Below are 22,345 nucleotides of genomic sequence, written 5' to 3'. Positions count from 1 at the left end.
TTAGAGATGCTAGAAGATAAAACCATTGCTGTTATTAGAGGAGGTAAGTCGCAGGAGCGAGAAGTTTCTCTCAAAACAGGCCAGGCTATATTGGATAGTTTAAAAGACCAAGGATATAAGACAGTAGATATTGATCCAGCCGAAGATGATTTCCCATTAATATTAAAGGAAGCTGGAGTAGATGTAGCATTTATTGCGTTACATGGTCGTTACGGCGAAGATGGTACTATCCAGGGGTTATTAGAATTAATGGAGATTCCTTATACAGGTTCTGGGGTGCTAGCTAGTTCTGTAGCAATGGATAAAGTAACTTCTAAACGATTGTTTAAAGAGCGAGGAGTACTCACTCCAGATTTTTCCTTGTTAACTAAAGCGGATTTTACAGAAAATAAGGAAGATATTTTAACTCAGATAAAGCAACAGTTTGCTTTACCAGTGGTAATTAAGCCAGCCTTAGAAGGATCAAGTATAGGCTTATCTATTGTAGATGATGAAACCAAGATCCTTTCCAGTCTGGAGGAAGCTTTTGGTTATGATAAACAAGTATTAATTGAAGAATATATTCCTGGGCGGGAGATTACAGTTGGTTTATTAGGTGATCATAATCCGCAAGTATTACCAATTATAGAGATCAAACCGCAAGATGGAGTTTATGATTTTGAAGCTAAATATACTAAGGGGCTGACTGAATTTGATATTCCAGCTGATCTAGCAGATTCAGTTTATAATCAGACGCAAAAGATGGCTCTAGAGGCACATCAGGTTTTAAAATGTAGGGGAATGTCCAGAGTTGATTTACGAGTTAGTCCTGATGGTCAGCCTTATGTTTTAGAAGTGAATACTATTCCTGGTATGACTGAAACTAGTTTGTTACCTCAGGCAGCAGCTGCTGCTGATATCAATTTTAGTCAGCTAGTAGTTAGGCTTCTGGAATTAGCATGTAATTAATCAGCTAAGGCTAAGGTTAAGAAGTTCTTAACCTTAGCCTTATTATTAAGTAAGGTTTTAGAGAGTAGTGGAGGAGATATTATGGACAAGCAGACTATCTTAATTGGTATTGCTTTGTTGTTTGTTTTAGGAGTGGTTAATATTGTTTATTCCAGTTATTTTCAGATTGAGGAGGTTAAAATCCAAGGAAATGAGCTATTAACAGATAAGTATTTACTTAATTTTAGCAAACTAAATCAAAAAGATAACCTATTTGCTATTGATCAAGAAAAGATAGAAGAAAAAATAACTGAATTGTCTCAAATCAAGTCAGCTACTGTCAGAAGAGATTTTCCTAATCAAGTAGTTGTCCAGATTAAAGAAAGAATGCCTTTAGCTGTGATTCCTTTTCAATCTTCTTATCAAGTAATCGATGCTGCGGGTTGGATTTTGCAAGTGACTAATAACTTATCTAGTTGGCAGTTACCATTGTTAACTGGTTTTGCTATAGATAATCAAGAAGAAAAAAATCAGTTAACAGCAGAATTAGAAGTGGCTATTAATTACTTAAGTAAGTTACCTAAAAATGTACTAGCGGGCATAAGTGAAGTACACCTTACTGACCAACAGAAGATAAGGCTTTTTTTACACCAAGATGCTACAGTAAAATTAGGTTCTGATTTTGATATTAAACGTAAAGCACAAGTCTTTACTTCTATCTATCAGGATCTCCAACAAAAAGATTTGGATATTGAATATATTGATTTAAGATACAAGGAGAATAGTTTCCTTAAATTAGATTGATTTTTAAGAAAATTTACAAATAAAAAAAGGAACTCAGGTATTACTATTGAAATTATCACTAGGAAGGACTAAAATAAGGGCTATTTTTTATTTTTTGGAAAGGAGGGCATTTAGTGACACAAAGAAATATAGTTGCTGGAATCGATATAGGTACAACCAAAGTATGTACGATTATTGCTGAGGTCAATAATAATGGCTCCCTAGAAATAATAGGAATCGGTACTAGCCCTTCTATTGGTTTGAAAAAAGGTATGGTTATTGATATAGATGATACTGTTGGTTCTATAGAAAAATCAGTTGTTAAAGCTGAAAGAATGGCAGGGGTAGAATTAGAATCTGTTTTTGTAGGGATTGCTGGATCACATATTTCTTCTACTAATCGGCATGGGGTAGTAGCAGTGACTGGTGAAAACAAAGAGATTACTAAACATGATATCGATCGTGTTATTGAAGCTACTAAGATTATTTCTATGCCTCCTGAACGTCAGATTATTCATGTTATTCCACGTGAATTTATTGTTGATAGTTGTAAGGATATTAAATATCCTTTAGGAATGTCAGGAGTTAGATTAGAGGCAGAAGCTCATATTGTGACTGGTTCTGTAACTTCCATTCAAAACTTAGTTAAAAGTGTTAAGCAAGTAGGAGTTGGAGTAGAAGGGGTTGTTTTACAGCCTTTAGCTGCCAGTAAATCAGTATTATCTGCTAGCGAGAGAGATTTAGGAGTCTTATTAGTTGATATGGGAGGCGGAACTACAGATATAGCTATCTTTAAGGAAGGGAGTATTTGGTATACTTCTATCTTGCCTGTAGGTGGTGATAATGTTACAAATGATATTGCTGTAGGGATACGAACTCCTCGTAATATAGCTGAAAAAATTAAGATTAAACATGGTTGTGCTAAGGCTGATTTGATAGATAGTAATGAACAGATTGATATTTTAGATACTAGTGGTCAACAAAAAAAGACTATCTCTCGTAGAGTATTATGTAATATTATTGAACCAAGGATTGATGAGATCTTTAGTTTAGTAAAAGAAGATATCAAAAAAGCTGGTTATCAGGGAATAGTGCCAGCAGGAGCAGTTGTAACTGGTGGAGGTTCTTTATTAGAAGGGGTTCCTGAGTTAGCTGCTGATAAATTAGACATGCCTGTTAGAATTGGAGCTCCAGATAATATTGATACTTTGCTTGAGTGTGTTGATGGTTCTATTTATGATTTTGAAGAAGAATATAGTGATTTTTCTGGAGAAAACTCTGCTATTTTTTCTACAGGAGTTGGTCTCGGGTATTATGGTGCTGAAAATATAAATGATAAGACTAATCAAAAAACTAATAAAGATGAAGAACAAATTGTAGAAGATTTATTCAATAAAATTAGTGATTGGTTTAAAAATATTTTGTAGGATTTAGGGGGGATTTGATGTTTGAATTTGGGTCAGAAGAGGCACAGAGTGCTAATATAAAAGTAGTTGGAGTAGGTGGTGGTGGTAATAATGCTGTCAACCGGATGATTGATTCAGGCTTAAGTGGAGTAGAATTTATTGCCGTCAATACAGATTGTCAAGCTTTAGTCTCTTCACGAGCAGAAGTTACTTTACAGATAGGAGAAGAATTAACAGATGGCTTAGGAGCTGGTGCTGACCCAGAAGTAGGTGCCCAAGCTGCTGAAGAAAGTGAAGAAATGATTGCTGATGCTTTAGAAGGATCTGATATGGTATTTATTACAGCAGGTATGGGTGGTGGTACTGGAACTGGTGCGGCTCCAGTAATAGCAGAGATTGCTAAAAAAGAAGTTGATGCTTTAACAGTAGGAGTTGTGACTAAACCCTTTACTGTTGAAGGACGGCAGCGAATGTCCAAAGCACAAAATGGGATTGAAATGTTAAAAGAAAAAGTAGATACTTTAATAATTATTCCTAATGATAGGTTATTGGATGTAGTGGAAAAACAGACTAGCTTGGTAGATGCCTTTAAAACAGCTGATGATGTTTTAAGACAAGGTGTCCAGGGTATCTCTGATCTGATAACTATTACTGGTTTGATTAATCTTGACTTTGCTGATGTCAAGACAATTATGACTGATGCTGGTTCAGCTTTAATGGGGATTGGTAGAGCTACTGGTGATGAACGAGCAGTTGATGCTGCTAAAGCTGCTATTGCTTCTCCATTATTAGAAGCTTCTATTGATGGAGCTCAGGGAGTATTACTTAATATTACTGGGGGAGCTGATTTAGGTCTCCATGAGGCTAATGAAGCAGCAAAGGCTATCTCTGAAGTGGCTGATCCAGAAGCAAATATCATTTTAGGTTCAGTTGTAGATGAAGATATTGAAAATGAAGTTAAAGTAACAGTGATTGCTACTGGTTTTGATAGGGAGAATACAACTTCTGTCAAAGCAGACCAGACTCCTAACCAAGAGGAAGAGACTGAACAAAAACCAGAGAAACAGCGAAAAGATGATTTTGATATTCAACCTTTCGAAGAAAATGATTTGGATATTCCAGCCTTTTTACGAAAAAATGAAGATGTGTAAAGAAGTCTCGGTGCCTTTTAAGGTATCGAGATTTTTTTATTCGACACAGAATAACATCGATAGATATTTTCAGCACCAAATAACATAATTTAGGCATAAATTTACTTGATTTTTAAGTTATACTTATAGGTTAGTATAAATACAATGTATATAAGTAGGGGGAGTGGATACTTGGCTCATGAAACTGATTGTTTATCTAGATCTGTTATCTGGAATCAATTTAATAATGAATTATTTATTATTATGGGCTACAGCTAAACTATTAGATTTAAATTATAAGATCTGGCGGTTATTATTAACTTCTATTTTAGGAACAGCTTATACAATTTTAATTATTTTACCTCAGTTTAGATTTTTAAATCGAATTTGGATTCATTTTTTAGTCTCAGTAATAATGATCTTAATTTCTTTTGCGCCTATAAGTCGGCAGCGTTTCTTTAAAGCACTTAGTTACTTTTACTTAATTACTTTTATTACTGCTGGTGCAATTTTAGCTCTTTATAATTTGACAGGAGGTTATCCTCTAACTTTAAATACTCCTCCGGATAGTGGTTGGTTAATTATTGTTGGATTTTTAATAATTATTATTATAGGTAAGTTTGGTTGGAAGCTAATTCAACAAAAGTTATTTCCTAATATATTTTGTGTACCTTTGATTATTTCCTTTGCCGAACAATCACAGCAGGTAAATGCTTTAGTTGATACAGGTAATCAATTAGAAGATCCTTTAACTAAAACTCCAGTTATTATAGTTGAAGTAGAAGCTTTATTGGAGATACTGCCAACAAGAATAAAAGAAGCCTTTAGTAAATATAATTACAATAGCAATCAATTACTGGATGAGATGGTTGATACCTCTTGGTCGGACAGATTTAGATTAATTCCTTTTTCTTCAATTGGGAAGGAGGATGGTATGTTAATTGGATTTAGACCAGATGAGGTAACTATTTGTACAGAGGATAAGGTATTTACGACTCATAAAGTGATTATTGCCTTACAAACTAATTCTTTGGATCCTGAAAATAATTATCAGGCACTGTTGAATCCTAAACTTTTTCGAGAGGGCACTCATAAGGAGGGATAAAATGGGAAGACTATTTTTGCAGCTGAAGTGGAAAATGCGGCTAGGTGTGATTAGGTTATTACAGATTTTAGGCATCTATAAGGCAAAAAATATATTTTATGTAGGTAGTAGTAAGGCTTTACCACCTCCTTTATCTAATCAAGAAGAAGAATTTTTACTAGCCAAATTAGCTGATGGAGATAAGACTGTAAAAAGTGTTTTGATTGAGCGGAATTTAAGGTTGGTAGTTTATATTGCTCGCAAATATGATAATACAGGAATTGATATTGAAGATCTAGTCTCAATTGGTACCATTGGTTTAATCAAAGCAGTGAATACTTTTGATGTTAGTAAGAATATCAAGTTAGCTACTTATGCTTCCCGGTGTATTGAAAATGAAATACTGATGTATTTAAGAAAGAATAATAAGAAAAAATCTGAAGTTTCCTTTGATGAACCTTTAAATATAGATTGGGATGGTAATGAACTTAAATTATCAGATGTGTTAGGTACAGATATGGACCTGATCTATAAATATATTGAAGAGGAAGTTGATAGAGAATTATTAGTGGAAGCTATGGAGTATTTATCAGAAAGAGAAAGGAAGATTATGATTTTGCGTTTTGGGCTTAATAATAAGAATAAAGAATTAACTCAAAAGGAAGTAGCTGATATTTTAGGTATTTCCCAGTCCTATATTTCTAGGTTAGAGAAGCGAATAATTGAGAAGTTAAAAAATAAAGTTAAGCAGATGAAGTAAAGGAAGTATTATAGGGGGGCTAAGCATGAAGCTAACTAATGATGAAATTAAGACTACAACTGAGTTAATGGCAGATTTATTTGGGATGGAAGAGAAGATGATTTGTAATTTAACTGAGCAGATGAGGTATCAAAAGATTTATGATTATCTTATGTCAGCTGGAGCAAGAAAGTTAGGCACTAAGGAAGGGGCTAATAATACTTATACTATTTATGATTTAAAAGGTGAATTATACTTAATCCCTGAGGTAATTTTTGATGAAACAGATGAAGAATGGGTTGCAGAATTAACTACAGAGGAAGCTCAATCTGTATCTAAATAGAGAAAGAGCACAAGTTTTTGTGCTCTTTTTTTATGTGTGCTCTGTAGATTATGAAAATAGTAGATGAGAATTCTATCCATGCTGTTTTCGTCGTATCGGTGTGTGAAACCAATAGTAACAGGGTGTCTATCGTGAGATAGAATCTGAAGAGTTTGAGGTGAATAGTCAGCCTAAAACAATATGTGAACCGTCGGTGGCATTTAGTAGTGGCGATTCACCATAAAAATGAAGAAGTCCAATGTCGACTTGGGGGATGCAGGTGGCTCTGGATAAAAAGCGAGATAACGAGAGTGTCCATGTCGAATTACTAGGTGTGATTATGGTTGGGATGGCTATAATAGTTTTCGTAATTGACCAGAGGAGTCTCTAATATAGTTCTGTATAGAAATCTATAGAGATAAATGATGGTATAACCTAAAATGGGAAAGCCAGAGTGAGGATATATTAGAGTTCAGAAGCTATCATAGTAGCGAAAAAAATCAATGAAAGTTGATTACAGTGAAGGATAGTCAGGTTATTGAAGTTAAGAATAGACTGTCAATGATATCTTAATAAGAATGGTTTAGACGCTATTAAAGATAGTGAGCTCTAAAAGAAATATAGACAGGAAATAATAACTGAAAATATGATGAATTTAGGAAATACCATGACTTAAGTAGTAGTGAACTAAGAGGTGCGATTGGTGAGAGCCTAAAGACGTGCTTAGGAGTACTATGAAGATAAGGGTTAAGATATCGAGACAGGAAAGAAAGAACTGGTAAGTAGTGAAATTAGGATAGGTGAAAAAAATTTTCGAACCTTATACAGTCTGAAAGATTTAATCACAGATAAATGGCGAATGCATAAGGCAGGACAAAAAGTGCTGGCTAATGGTGGTTGTGGTGGAATTGATAATGTAAGTATCAATGAATATAGAAATAACTATAAACTGAATATGCAAGAATTATATAGGCAGTTAAGAGAGGATAGATATGAGCCACGACCAGTACTAAGAACGTATATCTCAAAAGAAAATGGAGAAAAGAGACCACTAGGGATTCCAGTAATTAAAGATAGGATTGCCCAACAAGCAGTCAAACAAATCTTAGAAATACACTTTGAGAGATTGTTTTGTGAATGTTCTTTTGGATTCAGACCTAACAGATCAACCCATGATGCAATAGAGAAAATAGAAGAATATAAACAGCAAGGTTACGATTGGGTAGTAGATGCAGATATAAAATCTTATTTTGATACTATAAACCATGATTTATTAATGGATTTTATAGTAGAATATATAAGTGATGGATGGGTATTAGACTTAATTAGATCGTGGCTAACTGCAGGAGTCATGACCGAAGAAGGAAGAAAAGAGACTAAAGAAGGAACACCTCAAGGAGGTGTGATCTCTCCTTTATTAGCTAATATCTATTTACATTACTTTGATAAGAAGATGACTCGAAGGGGATATAAACTAGTTCGCTTCGCTGATGATTTTGTAGTATTGACCAAAAGTAAAGATAAAGCCAAAAGAGCATTACAAGTAACTCGTCAGATAATAGAAAATGAATTAAAATTAAAACTCCATCCTGAGAAGACAGTGATAACAAACTTTTATGATGGGTTTAAATTTCTAGGATTTAGATTTCATCATTGGTATTATAAAAGTCCAAGAGATAGAGCAATAAATAACTTTAAAGATAGAATAAGAGATATAACTAGAAGAAATAGACCTCAGAAATTGGAAATAATAATTGATGAGTTAAATTTAGTACTAAAAGGCTGGGGACATTACTTTAAAATAGGCAATATCAAAACATTATATAGGAAATTAGATAAATGGATAAGAATGAGAATACGTTCTTTCATAGAAGGAAAGAAAGCGATAATTCATCAGAATTATCGCTTATCGAATAAGTTTTTAAGAGAAGAAGGACTAGATTCACTGCTTACTGATGTGCTGTAATCGAGAGTGAAATATACATCTATGGTAACATAGAGTCGCTGACTTACTCTCTGATATGGAGCACCAATAACCGAAAGCTGTATACGGGAAAACCGTTCGTGCAGTTTGATAAGGGGTCCCAGCTGTGAAGCTGGTCCTACTTTATTTAGATATTGTATCAGTGTGAGGAATGAGTGTGAGTGAAAACCTGACACTATTTTCCTAAAAAACTTATAGATATGAATATAGAGGATAAAATAATTATACTACTGATTAAATGATGTAGTTGGGGATAGGTAGGTGATATAGTGTTCTGGGACCAATCTTTAGCTATCAGTGATGAATTAGAGGAGTTTGAAGTCTATTTCCAGGAACTACTAACTAGTAATACGGATTTATTAGAGGGGACAATTACTGAATTAGCTCAAGCAGGTGGTAAACGGATAAGACCGGCATTAGTGATGGCTACAGCAGGTTTTGGTGATTATGAGCAACAATTAGTTTGGTCAGTTGCGTCTGCTATAGAGATTTTACATATGGCTACTTTAGTTCATGATGATATTATTGATGAGGCAAGTTTGCGACGAGGGGAGACTACTATTCAGCTACGTTATGGTAAGGATATAGCTGTTTTTACTGGGGATTATTTATTTAGTTTAACCTTTAATATTTTATCCACTGCTGACCTTGTACAGTATATTAGTCCAGTTAGTAAGTTGATTAAGCAAATGTGTCAAGGAGAAATTCAACAGTATCAAGATAGGTATCAAGTTACTATTTCCTATAAGGACTATCTACAAAGAATCAAGTATAAGACTGCTTTATTATTTGAGACTAGTTGTCTCCTAGGGGCTAACTTAGGTGGTTTAAACGAGAGGGTTAGCAAACGATTAGGGCAGTATGGCCGTTATTTAGGGATGGCTTTTCAGTTGACTGATGATGTATTGGACTTTATTAAACCAACTTCAGAACTAGGTAAGCCCAATAATAATGATTTTACGCAAGGAATCTATACTTTACCTATTTTATATGTGATCCAGGAGACAGACTATCAGGCTAAGTTAGAGGAATTATTATATAATCCCGTTTGTAATAAAGAGGAAATTAAAGAAATTATAATTTCTACTAGGGCTTTAGATTATACTTTAGATATTTCTAATTCTTATCTGCTTAAGGCTAAGCAAGTAATCGATACTCTACCTAGTGATTATAATCGGAGATTATTCTACTGGTTAGCGGATCAGGTTCTAGAAAGGACTAGTTAAATTTCTATCTTAGGCAGGATATTTGTTAATAGTCGAGAAGTTAAAATTAGGATATCAGTAACTCCTGACCTAGCGTAGATAATGGTCAGGAATTTTCTATTCTATTAAATGAATTAGAGGTGTTTAAGGTGGAGTTAGTAGCTAAACTAAGAGAATTTTTAAGCTATAAACTAATTTTATCGCTAGTAGTTATTATTAGTAGTTATTTTTTAACTTTATTGATAATCAGGTTTATTAACCGCCAGATTGATACTTTAAAACGGAGACACCAAGCTCGACGTTCTACCTATTATCTGATGACTGTGATAACTATAATAATTTTATTATTCATTTGGTTACAGCAAAAGATTTCTTTAACAACTTATTTAGGATTTTTATCGGCTGGCCTAACACTAGCATTACATCAGGTTCTATTAAATATTGTAGGTTGGTTACTACTTATCTTTAAACGCCCTTTTAGTCTAGGTGATAGAATTGAATGGAGCGAAACCCAAGGGGATGTAATTGATATTGGGGTGTTTTATACTACTTTATTAGAAGTAGGGAATAGAATTGCTGCTGAACAGAGTACAGGTCGATTGGTCCAGATGCCTAATGCCAATTTATTTAAGGAACCAGTCTTTAATTATACTAGAGGTTTTGGTTGTATTTGGAATGAAACTGAAATTTTAATTACCTTTGAAAGTGATTGGCAGAAGGCTAGAGAGATAATGTTAGAGATAGTCAACCAGGAGAAAGAAGAGGGAGTGGAAGATAGGGCCAAAAAGAGAGTAAAAGAAATGAGTAAGAATTATATGATTAAATATAGTGCTTTTACTCCAATTACGTATTTAGATATTGAATCCAGTGGAGTCCAGATTACTTTACGTTATTTAACTTCGGTGCGGCAAAGAAGAACTGTTGAAGACCGGATCTACGAAAGAATCTTAGTCAGTTTTGCTCAGGAGCCTGATATTGATTTAGCTTATCCTACTAAACGTGTTTATAACAGAGGCGAGGAAAATGATTTAAATTAGCTTCACGACTCATAGCTCACAGCACACGACACACATCTTTCAATAACTTAAGAAGGTGGTACTAATGCATATTTCAGAGGGTGTACTGTCGGTTCCTATTTTGACCACAGGACTAGGTTTAGCAGGAGTAGGAGTGACAATAGGACTAAGACAGATGGAAGAAGAGGATATTCCCCAGGTTGCTATAGTAGCTGCTGCTTTATTTATTGCCTCTTTAATTCGGATTCCCTTCGGGCCAACTAGTCTTCATCTGCTCCTCAATGGATTAGCTGGCATTTTGTTGTCTTGGCGAGTGTTTCCAGCAACTCTGGTAGCTTTATTGCTCCAGAGTATTTTATTCCAGTTTGGAGGGTTAACTACTTTAGGAGTTAATGTAATTAATTTGGCCCTACCTGCTATTATTTGTTATTATTTATATAAGGGGCTATTTAAACTAAGCGACAGTAAATTTTGGTTAGGAGTGACTTCTTTCCTTTGTGGATCATTAGGAGTATTACTAGCAACAGTTATGATGGCGCTAACGTTAGTTTTAAATGGGCAAGAATTTTTTACTATAGCAAATATGATAGTAGTAGGCCAGCTTCCGTTATTGCTAGTAGAAGGAATAATAACGAGTTTTTGTATGAGCTTTATTAAGCAGGTGAAACCAGAGTTATTAGAGCTAGATATTTCTACAAGTTAATTATTATAAGGAGGATTAAAATGAAGCTGAAAATAGTGCTTATAACTTTATTACTACTAATAGCAGTACCAGGTAGTGTTATAGCCCATGGACACCATGAAGTTAGAACTTATGCCTACCAACTAGAGGGGAAAATAGTAGTGGAAGGAGTTACAGCTCACGGCAATCCTTTAGCAGAGGCAGAAGTGAAAATTTATGATTCTGAAGGAGAGTTACTTAAGCAAGGAGTTACTGACGAGCAAGGTCATTATAAGTTTGAGCTTACTGACTGGTCTGTTGTACGGATAGTTTTAGTGGCTCATGGAGGACATACAGCAGAGTATAAACTCAGCAATTATAAGTTGGCCCCAGAAAATACAAGTCAACAAGTGACTGCTAGTCAGACGCAAATCTCAGCTGAACAGTTACAGAGTATTATTCACCAAGAAGTTAAACCACTTAAAAGAAGAATTGCTCAGCTGCAGTCTAAAAAGCAAAGTCCAGGGGTCACAGAAATTTTAGGTGGCTTAGGTTATATTTTAGGGTTAGCAGGGATTGCTCTATATTTTAAAGCCCACCAGAGGTTAAGAGATGATAACTAAAGAGCTAACAACAAAGTACAGCTGGGTGCAGCAGATAGACCCTAGATTAAAGTTAGTCCTTGCTGTTCTAGCTTCTTTTTTGCTAGCTAGTGGGCACCGATTAGTGATGCTAGGACAAGCTTTTTTGCTAGCTGGCTGTTTGGCAGTAAGTAGCAATTTAAACTTAAACGAATTATTGCAGAGATTGCTAATAGTTAACTTTTTTGTATTCTCTATTTGGCTTATATTACCTTTTAGTCTTACTGGAACTGAGTTATTCCGGCTAGGCCCCTTAGTAGCTTCGCAGCAAGGAGTTATAGCTGCTTTACGGATTACTTTGCGGACTAATTCTATTCTTTTAATTATGATTTCTCTGTTATCGACAACTTCTATAGTAGCTTTGTTATCTGCTCTAGTATATTTTCGATTACCTAGTAAGTTGATTTATCTGTTCTTTTTTCTATATCGCTACCTCCAAGTGATCAAGGAAGAATATCATAAGTTATATAATTCTTTACTATTACGTGGTTTTAGACCTAGTTTATCGTTACATGTGTATAAAAGTTATGCTTATTTAATTGGAATGTTAGTGGTAAAAAGTTATGATCGAGCTCAGGAAGTTTATGATGCAATGTTATGTCGAGGGTTTAGAGGTCGTTTTCATTTTCAAGGTGAATTTCAGTTTGCTGGTTTTGATTTATTAGTAGCTATTGTTAGTTTGGTCTTATTCAGTTGGTTGATTATTATAGATAGAGGGTGTTGGTTATGATAAAGTTAAGAGGAGTTTCCTTTGGTTATCCCCAGGAGAGTAAAGTGCTAGCTGATTTTGATTTAACTTTGACTGCTGGTGATAGATTAGCTTTAGTAGGAGCTAATGGCTCCGGTAAGACAACTATTCTCAAGATTATTATGGGCTTATTAACTCCTCAACAGGGAGAAGTGATTATCTTTGGGAAAGAGAGAAGTGACCAACAGGAATTTCAGGAAGTAAGGGATAGAATAGGTTTTTTATTTCAGGAGCCTGATAATCAGTTATTCTGTCCTACTGTAGCAGATGAAGTTGCCTTTGGGCCGTTAAATTTAGGTAAAACTAAGGCTGAGGTAGAAGAGATTGTAACAGATGTGTTGGCCACAGTTGGGTTAGTAGATTATAGAGATAGAGTTCCCTATCAACTTTCAGCAGGAGAAAAGAAACGAGTTGCGCTAGCAGCTGTTTTAGCGATGGAGCCAGAGGTATTATTGTTTGATGAGCCCTTTGCTGGTTTAGATAAGACAGCTAGAAGGCAGACGATTTCTATTCTAGAAAAAATGTCTCAACCTTATATCCTAGTCTCCCATCAACAGGAGTTAGTGGATAGATTAGTAACTAAGAAGTGTTATTTGAATTCTTGTTAGGAGGAAAAAGATGGAATTGGCAGTTATTGGTTTAAGCTATAAGACTGCTCCAGTAGAAGTTAGAGAACAGTTGTCCTTAACTAGTCAACAATATCAACAAGTTTTAGCTGAGATTGCTGGAGCTGCTAAGATAGAAGAAGGAGTTATTTTATCCACTTGTAATCGGATTGAATTGTATTTAGTAGCTCAAGAAGCTAGCTTGGCCCAGGAGTTTGGAGTGGCTCTATTTACTAGGTTAGCTAATTTGGGCCAACAAGAGTTACAGACTTATATTTATAATCAGACTCAGTTAGCAGTAGTAGACCATTTATATCAAGTAGTTAGCGGCTTGGATTCTTTAGTAGTGGGTGAGAGTCAGATTTTAGGTCAGGTTAAAAGAGCCTTTGCTCAGGCTCAAGAAGCTGGGGTTGTAGATACTTATCTCCACCAGTTATTTACTGAATCATTTCGAGTTGGTAAAAGAGCTAGAAGAGAGACTAAGATAAATGCTAAGGCTGCTTCTATTAGCTATGTAGCTGTCGAGTTAGCTAGAGATATATTTGGTACTTTAGAAGGAGAAACAGTCTTGATCTTAGGAGCAGGGAAGATGAGTGAATTGACGCTTAAAAGTCTAGTAGATCATGGAGTTAAAGGGGTTATGGTAGCTAATAGAACCTATCAGCGGGGAAAGAAGTTAGCTGCTAAGTTTGAAGGAGAAGTGATACGCTGGAATCAGCTAGAAGACTGGATTACTGAAGTTGATATTATTATTGCTTCTACAGCTGCTCCCCACTATGTACTCCATTATGATTTAGTCCAGAGAGCAATGTCGGAGAGAAGAGGCCCACTCTTTTTAATTGATATTGCAGTTCCTAGAGATATTGAACCAGAAATCGGTCACTTGCCTGGTGTTCATCACTATGATATCGATGATTTAGAGACAGTAGTGGATCAGAATATCTCGCAGCGCAAAGAAGAAGTTACAGCAGTAGAAGAAATAATAGATCAGGAAATAGCTGAATTTGAAGAGTGGTTAGGTTATCGACGATGTGTACCACTAATTACTGAATTGCGGCAGAAGGCGGAAAAAATCAAACAAGAAGAACTCAAGCGAGCTAAGAAGAAATTAACCTCAGCTGAACAAGAAGTGGTAGGTGAGGTGGCCCATCGGTTGACTAATAAATTATTACATACTCCAACAGTTAAGATCAAAGAATTAGGGGCCCAAAACAATGAACAAGCTCTTGAAGTTATCAGGCAGGTGTTTGATTTAGATGACTAGTTATCCGATTAATCTTAATTTAAGTGGGCAGCAAGTATTAATAGTAGGCGGGGGCCAAGTAGCAAATCGGAAGTTACAACGTTTATTAGCTACTTCAGCCCAGATTAAATTAGTTAGTCCGCAAGTGATTCCTCCAATAACTGAAGAAATTGATCAGGTGGAGTATTATCAACGGAAGTTTCAACCTCAAGATCTAACTGATTGCCTTTTAGTAATTGCTGCTACAGATAAGCCCCAGGTTAATAGCCAGATTGGTCAGTTAGCTAATAGAAGAGATATTCTGGCTAATATAGTTGATAATCCGCAACTATCTAACTTTACTCTGCCAGGGGTAGTAAGACAAGGGGATTTATTATTAACAGTAGCTACTGGAGGCCACTTACCTGCTTTGACTAAACAACTAAAAGACAGATTAGCTAATGAGTTTGGTAGTGAATATCAGGAGTTTTTAGATCTAATGGCTCAGATCAGGCCTGTAGTCTTAGCTATTGTAGAGCAGGAAACAACAAGACGGAGGATTTTTCGTAAACTTGCGGATAGGGAATTGATCAGTCTGTTAGGGGAGGATAAACCAGAGGCTTTGGCAAGAATTAAAGAATTACTTCCTCGGCAGGTTGGAGAGGAAATTAGTTGTGAGTTATGAGTCGTGAGCTGTAAAGAATTTGCTCACGACACAAAGCACATGACTCACGACTATAAACTGTAAATTGATATAAAGGAGCGATAATTATGCCAGAAATTATAATTGGAACGCGTAGTAGTCAATTAGCTATCTTGCAATCTCAGCTAGTGGCTGATAAATTAGCTACGTTATTTCCAGATTATGAATTTAAATTAAAGGAGATTACCACCACTGGTGATCGAATTTTGGATAAACAGTTGACAGAAGTGGGGGGGAAGGGTTTATTTATCAAAGAGATAGAAGTGGCTTTATTACAAGAAGAGATAGATTTAGCAGTCCATAGTCTTAAAGATATGCCTGCTCAAAAAGATAATGGGTTAGAGATTATAGCTATTCCTAAACGGGCCAACCCACTAGATGCCTTAATCACCTCGCAAGATAGGACTATCGACCAGTTACCAGCTGGGGCTAAGTTAGGTACAGGTAGTTTAAGACGCAAGGCCCAACTATTGAATTATCGGCCTGATTTAGAGATAGAACCTCTCCGTGGTAATATTGATACTCGGTTAGATAAGTTAGCCAGCCAAGATTTAGAGGGAATTATTCTAGCAGTAGCTGGTCTGGAAAGAATGGGTTGGGAGGATAAGATCAGTCAGTATTTACCACCAGAGATTTCTATCCCGGCTGCGGGGCAAGGAGCATTGGCTTTACAGACTAGAGTAGATGATCAGCGAATTAAAGATTTAATAACTGAAGTCAATCACCAGCCAAGTGTCGATGCTGTCCAAGCTGAGCGAGGTTTTCTAGATTACCTAGATGGAGATTGTAAGGTCCCTATTGGTGCTTACGCTCAAGTTGAGGAGGAGAAATTAGTGCTAGAAGGTATGGTAGCTAATAGAGAAGGGACTAAGTTACTTCAAGAGGAGTTAACAGGAACTAGAAGTCAAGCCCGTCAGTTAGGAATCAAGTTAGCTAAGAAATTAGCTGCTCAAGGAGCAGTAGAGATCTTAGAACAGGTCAAGGGGGTAGAATAATGAGTGGGAAAGTATATTTGGTAGGAGCTGGCCCAGGAGACGAGGAATTAATTACTGTTAAGGGCCAACGAGTAATCAAGGAAGCAGATGTGATTTTGTATGACCGATTAGCTAATAATAAGTTGCTTGCTTATGCTAGCGAAGAGGCTGAACTGTTTTATGTCGGAAAGAAGGCTACTAGTCACTATTGTAGTCAAGAGGAGATTAACCAGTTGTTAGTTTCTAAAGCCCAAGCCGGCAAGATAGTTACTAGATTAAAAGGAGGAGACCCTTTTGTCTTTGGGCGGGGGGGCGAGGAAGCTACTGTTTTGGCTGAATCTGGAGTAGAATTTGAGCTTGTGCCCGGAATTACTTCTCCGATTTCAGTTCCTGCTTACGCAGGTATCCCCTTAACTCATCGTGATTTTAATTCTTCAGTAGCTTTTGTTACAGGTCATCAGGCTGCTAACAAGGAAGATGCTATTAACTGGAATAAGTTGGCTACAGGAGTTGGATCTTTAGTAATTCTAATGGGGGTAGGCAATTTACCTAACATAGTACCGCAGTTGATCTCGGCAGGACGTGACCCGCAGACTCCAGTAGCTTTAATTAGATGGGGGACTAGAGCAAACCAAGAAACACTAGTGGGTACTTTGGAGAATATTGTAGCTAAAGTCGAAGAAGCCGAGTTTAAACCACCAGCGATTATTATTGTGGGTGACGCAGTTGAGTTGCGGACTAAATTAAATTGGTTTGAGACTAAACCTTTGTTTGGTCAGCAGATAGTAGTTACTAGACCAGCTAAACAAGCTCAAGGTTTTTGCCACCAGTTAGCTAGAGAAGGAGCCGAGGTAGTTAAAGCCCCAGCTATTAAAATTGTACCTCCTGAGGATTATGCGCCTCTAGATGAAAAATTACAGCAGTTGAATAAATATGACTGGGCTATTTTTACTAGTGTTAATGGGGTTAAATATGTGCTAGAGCGCTTATTTGATCTTGGTAAAGACGTGCGAGCTTTAGCAGGGATTAAATTAGGTGCTATTGGATCTAAAACAGCAGCTGAATTAGAATCCTATGGTCTTAAAGTTGATTATATTCCTGAGGACTATGTCAGTGAATCAATTCTAGACGGGTTTGCAGACCAAGATTTAACTGGTCAGAGGTTTTTATTACCGCGGGCCAACATTGCTCGGCCAGCTTTGCAGGATGGACTAGAGGAATTAGGGGCTCAGGTGGATAATATAACAGCCTATAGGACTATCCAAGGAGCAGGAAATGAAGAGTTAATCCAGAAATTAAAAAAGGAAACAGTTGATCTAGTAACCTTTACGAGTTCTTCAACAGTACGTAACTTTGTTGCTCTGTTAGAGGGGGATTATCAGCAGTTATTAGCTGGAGTAAAACTGGCTTGTATTGGCCCTATTACTGCTAGTACTGCTCGAGAGTTTGGCTTAGAGGTAGATATTATAGCTGATAAATATACAATTGAAGGATTAACAGCTGCAATCAAAAAATACTGTAAATAATTGTGTCATTGTGTCACCATAAGTGACACAGTCGTCAGTAGATTTATCATGAAGTGGTCGTGAGACCCGAAAGGTGTGCTGTGTGCTATCTGCTAATTCAAAACCTTTAAATTCAAAATCGAACCCCTTAAAATTACTATGTTTTAAGAGGTTGAATTAGGTTTATAGTTTTGAATTGAAGAATTTGACTTCCTACGAGTCCTTTGGACTCTCCGTGAAGATCTGCTCACGACACACCCTACAGGTCTAGAAAACAGACCTTCCGTAATAAAAACCATTTGCAGACAGCTGATAGCTGGGGCACGAAAGTGCCACTTGAATTACTCTCTATTTTAATTTGGTAAGGATTTAAGTGATATTGAAGCTAGAATTAATAAACAATAAGATAAAATAAAGCTATTACAGACTAGATAGAGAGGCGGTTAAGTATGATTAAGCTCCAGAAATTAATTGCTGATCTAAATCAAGTTACAGTTACCGGAGATTTAACTACAGAGATTACAGGACTTGCCTATGATTCGCGCGAAGTTGGCCCTGGTGATTTATTTGTAGCTATTTCAGGTTTTAAGCAGGATGGACATCAATTTATTTCTGAAGCAATTGCGAATGGGGCTCAGGCGATTATTGTAGAACAAGATATTGTGGTAGATAAGATACCTATTATTAAGGTTGCTGATACTCGACAAGCGTTGGCCCGAGTCAGTGCTAAATTTTATGGTTATCCTGCCGAGGAGTTAACTGTAATTGGAGTGACTGGTACTAACGGAAAGACTACAACTACCTATTTAATAAGATCAATCTTAAAGAAAATAGGCGTTAATACAGGATTGATTGGGACTATTGAGAATGAACTTGGTAATGAAACCAAGAAAGCTAGGCGGACTACCCCAGAATCTTTGGATTTACAGCGGATGTTAGCCCAGATGTTGAATCAGGGAGTCAGCCATGTAGTAATGGAGGTATCCTCTCATGCTTTAAAGTTGGATCGTGTTCTAGGGGTTGATTTTGATAGACAGATTTTTACTAACTTAACTCATGATCATCTTAATTTCCATCAATCCATAGAAGATTATCTAGCAGCTAAAGCCAAATTGTTCCAGGTGAATGATCAACCTGCTATTATCAATTTTGATGATCAGTATGCAACAGATATTGTAAAGCAGGCCGAAGGGGAAATCATTAGCTATGGGTTACAAGAGGGGCTTGATTTTAAGGCTGAGGATATTAAGCTAAATCTTAGAGGGGCTAATTATAAATTATCTAGCAATCAAGAGCAGTTATCTATTGCATTAAATTTAACTGGTAAATTTAATGTTTATAATTCCTTGGCAGCAATTGCTACTTTATTCAGTCTAGGCTTTGATTTGACTGAGGTTAAGTCTGGATTAGAACAGGTAACAGGAGTTCCAGGGAGATTTGAGTTTATAGATGAGAATCAAGACTTTGGAGTGATTGTTGATTATGCTCACACTCCTGATGGTATGGAGAAGTTACTGCAGACAGTTAATGAGTTAACTGCTGGACAAATAATAATTGTTTTTGGCGGACGAGGCGATAGAGATAAAGAAAAAAGATCTATCATGGGCCAATTAAGCATTGAATTGGCTGATTTAGCGATTATAACTTCTGATAGTCCTCATAGTGAAGAATCAGAAGCTATAATTGCTGATATTGAAACAGGAATCACTGCTGCAGTAGGAGTGGAGGGTAGAGATTATCAAATCATTAAAGATAGAAGAGAAGCAATTAAGCAGGCTATTGAGTTGGCCCAACCACAGGATGCTGTTTTAATTACTGGTCGCGGGCACGAAACTTGGCAGAAATTTGGGAAGCAAGTAGTGGATTTTGATGACCGTCAGGTAGCTAGAAATGCATTAAGAAGAAGGGAGGATTAAAGATGGATTTAACTACTAGACCCCGTAGATTGAGAAGATCAGAATCTATCAGAAATTTAGTTAGAGAAACTAAATTAGATGCTTCTGATTTGATTTATCCTTTATTTGTAGTCCATGGAACAGAGATTAAAGAAGAGATTCCTTCTATGCCGGGGAATTATCATTTTTCTTTAGATTTATTATTAGAAGAGGTTGCAGAATTATCAGACTTAGGCCTAGGCGGAATTATATTATTTGGGATTCCGGAGACTAAGGATCAAGTAGGTTCTGGTGCTTGGGCTGAGGAGGAAATTGTGCAACAAGCTTGTCAGAAGATCAAAGAAGAGTTTCCTGAGTTATTAGTGATTACCGATGTTTGTTTATGTCAGTATACAAATCATGGCCAATGTGGGGTTATAGAAGATGGTTATGTGCAGAATGATCTTACTCTAGAGAATTTAGCTAAGACTGCTTTATCTCATATAGAAGCTGGAGCAGATATGGTGGCTCCTTCAGATATGATGGATGGTCGGGTTAAGGCTATTAGAGATAAACTTGATGATGCTGGATACCAAGATAAAGGAATCATGGCCTATTCAGCTAAGTATGATTCTAATTTTTATGGTCCTTTTCGTGATGCAGCCCATTCAGCTCCTCAAGAAGGCGATCGAAGCTCTTATCAGATGGATCCAGCTAATAGTGAGGAAGCTTTACGAGAAATAAAGTTGGATTTAGAGGAAGGAGCAGATATTGTAATGGTTAAACCGGCTTTACCTTATTTAGATATTATTAGACGAGCTAATGATGAGTTTAATACTCCTTTAGCGGCCTATAACGTTAGTGGTGAGTATGCAATGATTAAAGCAGCTGCTGAAAAAGGATGGCTTGCTGAAGAAGAAACCGCTTTAGAATCATTAGTTAGTATTAAACGAGCTGGAGCAGAAATAATTATTACCTATTGGGCCAAGGAAATAGCAGAAGTAATTAATAATTAACAATTGAGAATTGAGAGATAAGTTTCAAATGAAAGATTAAAGTTATATTGATATATTGTGTCACCGCAGGTGACACAGTCGTGTGTCGTGTGCTGTGTGCTGTCAGCCAATTCAAAACATTCAAATTCAAAATCTAACCCTTATAATTCCTATATTCTAAAGGGCTGAACTATATCTATGGTTTTGAATTGAAGAATTTGACTTGGCTCACGACACATAGCAGACAGCTGATAGCTGATATAAAGTGGCACGAAAGTGCCACTTTATATCAATAGTTTTTAACTGTAAATTCTAAATTATAAATTGTCAATTAGTATTCGGGAGGGATAAAATGTCTAAATCAGAAGAAGCATTTCAGGAGGCTAAAGAAGTTATTCCTGGTGGAGTCAATAGTCCAGCACGAGCCTTTTCAGCAGTAAATAATCAGCCTTTATTTATTGAAGAAGGCGATGGTCCTTTAGTCTATGATATTGATGGTAGAGAATATATTGATTATGTTGGTTCCTGGGGGCCAATGATTTTAGGTTATAATCATCCTCAAGTAGTAGAAGCGCTACAGCATCAGTTGATGCAGGGGACTAGTTTTGGGGCTCCAACAGAAGTGGAGACTGAATTGGCTGAACTAGTGATTGATGCTGTACCAACTATTGATAAAGTCAGAATGGTTAACTCAGGAACAGAAGCAACAATGAGTGCTTTAAGATTGGCTAGGGGCTATACTGGTCGAAAAAAGATCGTTAAGTTAGAAGGTTGTTATCATGGGCATGGTGATAGTCTATTAGTAGAAGCCGGATCAGGGATGGCTACTTTAGGTATTTCAGGTAGTCCAGGAGTACCTGAAGAGATTGCTGCAGAAACAATTGTAGCTCCTTATAATGATCTGGAAGCTGTAGAAGAGATATTTACTGAATATAAGGAGCAAATAGCAGCTGTTATTTTGGAGCCAGTAACAGGCAATATGGGAGTTATTCAACCGCAACCAGGTTATTTAGAAAGTTTAAGAGAACTAACAGCAGCTAATGATAGTTTACTTATCTTTGATGAAGTAATGACTGGCTTCAGACTAGCTTATGGTGGGGCCCAGGAATTATATGAAATCGAACCTGACTTGACTACTTTAGGTAAGATTATCGGTGGTGGCCTGCCAGTTGGGGCCTATGGTGGTAAAGAAGAAATTATGGATTATGTAGCTCCTGCCGGACCTGTCTATCAAGCTGGTACTTTATCGGGGAATCCACTAGCAATGAGAGCAGGATGCGAGACCTTGAAGTTATTACAGGAGTCATCTGTTTATGATTTATTAGAAGAGAAAGGGGCTCTTTTAGAGCAAGGATTTAGAGAAAATATTCAACAATTAGATATTCCAGCTACTGTCTCTCGAGTAGGTTCGATGTTGAGTCTATTCTTTACTGAGGAGCGAGTTGTTGATTATCAGACAGCTAAAAAAGCTGATACAGATGCTTTTGCTATCTACTTTAATCGGATGTTAGAAGAAGGAATTTATTTGACCCCATCCCAATTTGAAGCTAATTTTATATCTGTGGCTCATCAAGATTATGATTTAGAAGCAACTATTGAAGCTAATTATAAGGCTTTACAAGAGGTAAAGGAATATAAAAAATAATTTCAAGAGGATGATAAATTAGAAAGTCAGCAAACTATAAATTTAATATTATTTTAACTGAGGCTATCTTGCATAAAATTTAATGCTATGCTATACTATCTACAGTCACAATAAAATAAATTGGTAGAGAATATAAAGAAACCATATTTAAGTACTGTGGGGAGGTTCTATCTACT

Annotated in this window: 21 protein-coding genes; all 21 read left to right on the top strand. The window is 36.4% G+C overall.

What is annotated here, in order from left to right:
- The first annotated feature begins 6 nt into the window (after window positions 1-6).
- On the top strand, window positions 7-948 hold the full coding sequence (locus tag ACYQ3D_RS01430; protein ID WP_459835376.1) for a D-alanine--D-alanine ligase: 942 nt from the start codon (window positions 7-9) through the stop codon (window positions 946-948).
- 81 nt (window positions 949-1,029) lie between these two features.
- A complete protein-coding gene (locus ACYQ3D_RS01425; protein ID WP_459835373.1) occupies window positions 1,030-1,731 on the top strand; it encodes a cell division protein FtsQ/DivIB in 702 nt (233 codons plus the stop codon).
- A gap of 113 nt (window positions 1,732-1,844) precedes the next feature.
- Entirely contained in the window at window positions 1,845-3,137 is a 1,293-nt protein-coding gene (gene ftsA / locus ACYQ3D_RS01420) for a cell division protein FtsA (RefSeq protein WP_459835370.1), read from the top strand.
- 17 nt (window positions 3,138-3,154) lie between these two features.
- Window positions 3,155-4,267, top strand: coding sequence for a cell division protein FtsZ (gene ftsZ / locus ACYQ3D_RS01415; protein ID WP_459835368.1), 1,113 nt, complete (start codon window positions 3,155-3,157; stop codon window positions 4,265-4,267).
- A 163-nt stretch (window positions 4,268-4,430) separates the two neighbouring features.
- A complete protein-coding gene (spoIIGA, locus tag ACYQ3D_RS01410; protein WP_459835366.1) occupies window positions 4,431-5,351 on the top strand; it encodes a sigma-E processing peptidase SpoIIGA in 921 nt (306 codons plus the stop codon).
- A gap of 1 nt (window position 5,352) precedes the next feature.
- Window positions 5,353-6,090: an RNA polymerase sporulation sigma factor SigE gene (sigE, locus tag ACYQ3D_RS01405; protein ID WP_459835364.1), complete on the top strand. Its 738-nt coding sequence runs from the start codon at window positions 5,353-5,355 to the stop codon at window positions 6,088-6,090.
- A gap of 25 nt (window positions 6,091-6,115) precedes the next feature.
- Complete coding sequence (locus ACYQ3D_RS01400) at window positions 6,116-6,412, top strand: hypothetical protein (RefSeq protein WP_459835362.1); 297 nt, start codon at window positions 6,116-6,118, stop codon at window positions 6,410-6,412.
- A gap of 838 nt (window positions 6,413-7,250) precedes the next feature.
- Window positions 7,251-8,357: a group II intron reverse transcriptase/maturase gene (gene ltrA, locus ACYQ3D_RS01395; protein WP_459835361.1), complete on the top strand. Its 1,107-nt coding sequence runs from the start codon at window positions 7,251-7,253 to the stop codon at window positions 8,355-8,357.
- A gap of 287 nt (window positions 8,358-8,644) precedes the next feature.
- Window positions 8,645-9,601 carry a polyprenyl synthetase family protein gene (locus tag ACYQ3D_RS01390; protein ID WP_459835359.1) on the top strand — a complete coding sequence of 319 codons (957 nt, stop codon included), beginning with the start codon at window positions 8,645-8,647 and terminating at the stop codon, window positions 9,599-9,601.
- Between the two features lie 128 nt (window positions 9,602-9,729).
- A complete protein-coding gene (locus tag ACYQ3D_RS01385) occupies window positions 9,730-10,617 on the top strand; it encodes a mechanosensitive ion channel family protein (RefSeq protein WP_459835357.1) in 888 nt (295 codons plus the stop codon).
- 64 nt (window positions 10,618-10,681) lie between these two features.
- A complete protein-coding gene (gene cbiM, locus ACYQ3D_RS01380; RefSeq protein ID WP_459835354.1) occupies window positions 10,682-11,299 on the top strand; it encodes a cobalt transporter CbiM in 618 nt (205 codons plus the stop codon).
- A gap of 20 nt (window positions 11,300-11,319) precedes the next feature.
- Window positions 11,320-11,880 (top strand): hypothetical protein, encoded by a 561-nt coding sequence (locus tag ACYQ3D_RS01375; protein ID WP_459835351.1) that lies wholly within the window; start codon window positions 11,320-11,322, stop codon window positions 11,878-11,880.
- Window positions 11,870-12,628 (top strand): cobalt ECF transporter T component CbiQ, encoded by a 759-nt coding sequence (gene cbiQ, locus ACYQ3D_RS01370; protein ID WP_459835349.1) that lies wholly within the window; start codon window positions 11,870-11,872, stop codon window positions 12,626-12,628. Before ACYQ3D_RS01375 ends, cbiQ begins: the two co-directional genes overlap by 11 nt.
- Entirely contained in the window at window positions 12,625-13,254 is a 630-nt protein-coding gene (locus tag ACYQ3D_RS01365) for an energy-coupling factor ABC transporter ATP-binding protein (protein WP_459835346.1), read from the top strand. The genes cbiQ and ACYQ3D_RS01365 overlap by 4 nt, the downstream gene beginning before the upstream one ends.
- A 10-nt stretch (window positions 13,255-13,264) precedes the next feature.
- Entirely contained in the window at window positions 13,265-14,515 is a 1,251-nt protein-coding gene (gene hemA, locus ACYQ3D_RS01360) for a glutamyl-tRNA reductase (protein WP_459835345.1), read from the top strand.
- Window positions 14,508-15,158: a precorrin-2 dehydrogenase/sirohydrochlorin ferrochelatase family protein gene (locus ACYQ3D_RS01355; protein ID WP_459835342.1), complete on the top strand. Its 651-nt coding sequence runs from the start codon at window positions 14,508-14,510 to the stop codon at window positions 15,156-15,158. Before hemA ends, ACYQ3D_RS01355 begins: the two co-directional genes overlap by 8 nt.
- Before the next feature lie 86 nt (window positions 15,159-15,244).
- Complete coding sequence (gene hemC / locus ACYQ3D_RS01350; RefSeq protein ID WP_459835340.1) at window positions 15,245-16,171, top strand: hydroxymethylbilane synthase; 927 nt, start codon at window positions 15,245-15,247, stop codon at window positions 16,169-16,171.
- The gene (cobA, locus tag ACYQ3D_RS01345; RefSeq protein WP_459835337.1) at window positions 16,171-17,676 is read left to right on the top strand and encodes a uroporphyrinogen-III C-methyltransferase; all 1,506 of its coding nucleotides are present in this window, start codon (window positions 16,171-16,173) and stop codon (window positions 17,674-17,676) included. The genes hemC and cobA overlap by 1 nt, the downstream gene beginning before the upstream one ends.
- A gap of 428 nt (window positions 17,677-18,104) precedes the next feature.
- A complete protein-coding gene (locus tag ACYQ3D_RS01340) occupies window positions 18,105-19,571 on the top strand; it encodes a UDP-N-acetylmuramoyl-L-alanyl-D-glutamate--2,6-diaminopimelate ligase (protein WP_459835335.1) in 1,467 nt (488 codons plus the stop codon).
- A 2-nt stretch (window positions 19,572-19,573) separates the two neighbouring features.
- Window positions 19,574-20,545, top strand: a complete 972-nt coding sequence (gene hemB, locus ACYQ3D_RS01335; RefSeq protein WP_459835333.1) for a porphobilinogen synthase — start codon at window positions 19,574-19,576, stop codon at window positions 20,543-20,545.
- 331 nt (window positions 20,546-20,876) lie between these two features.
- Complete coding sequence (gene hemL, locus ACYQ3D_RS01330) at window positions 20,877-22,169, top strand: glutamate-1-semialdehyde 2,1-aminomutase (RefSeq protein ID WP_459835331.1); 1,293 nt, start codon at window positions 20,877-20,879, stop codon at window positions 22,167-22,169.
- Window positions 22,170-22,345 lie beyond the last annotated feature (176 nt).

The organism is Halanaerobaculum tunisiense (genome assembly GCF_054657635.1).
Note: the sequence above shows the minus strand (reverse complement) of the source record. Positions and strands in the feature narration are given on the sequence as shown.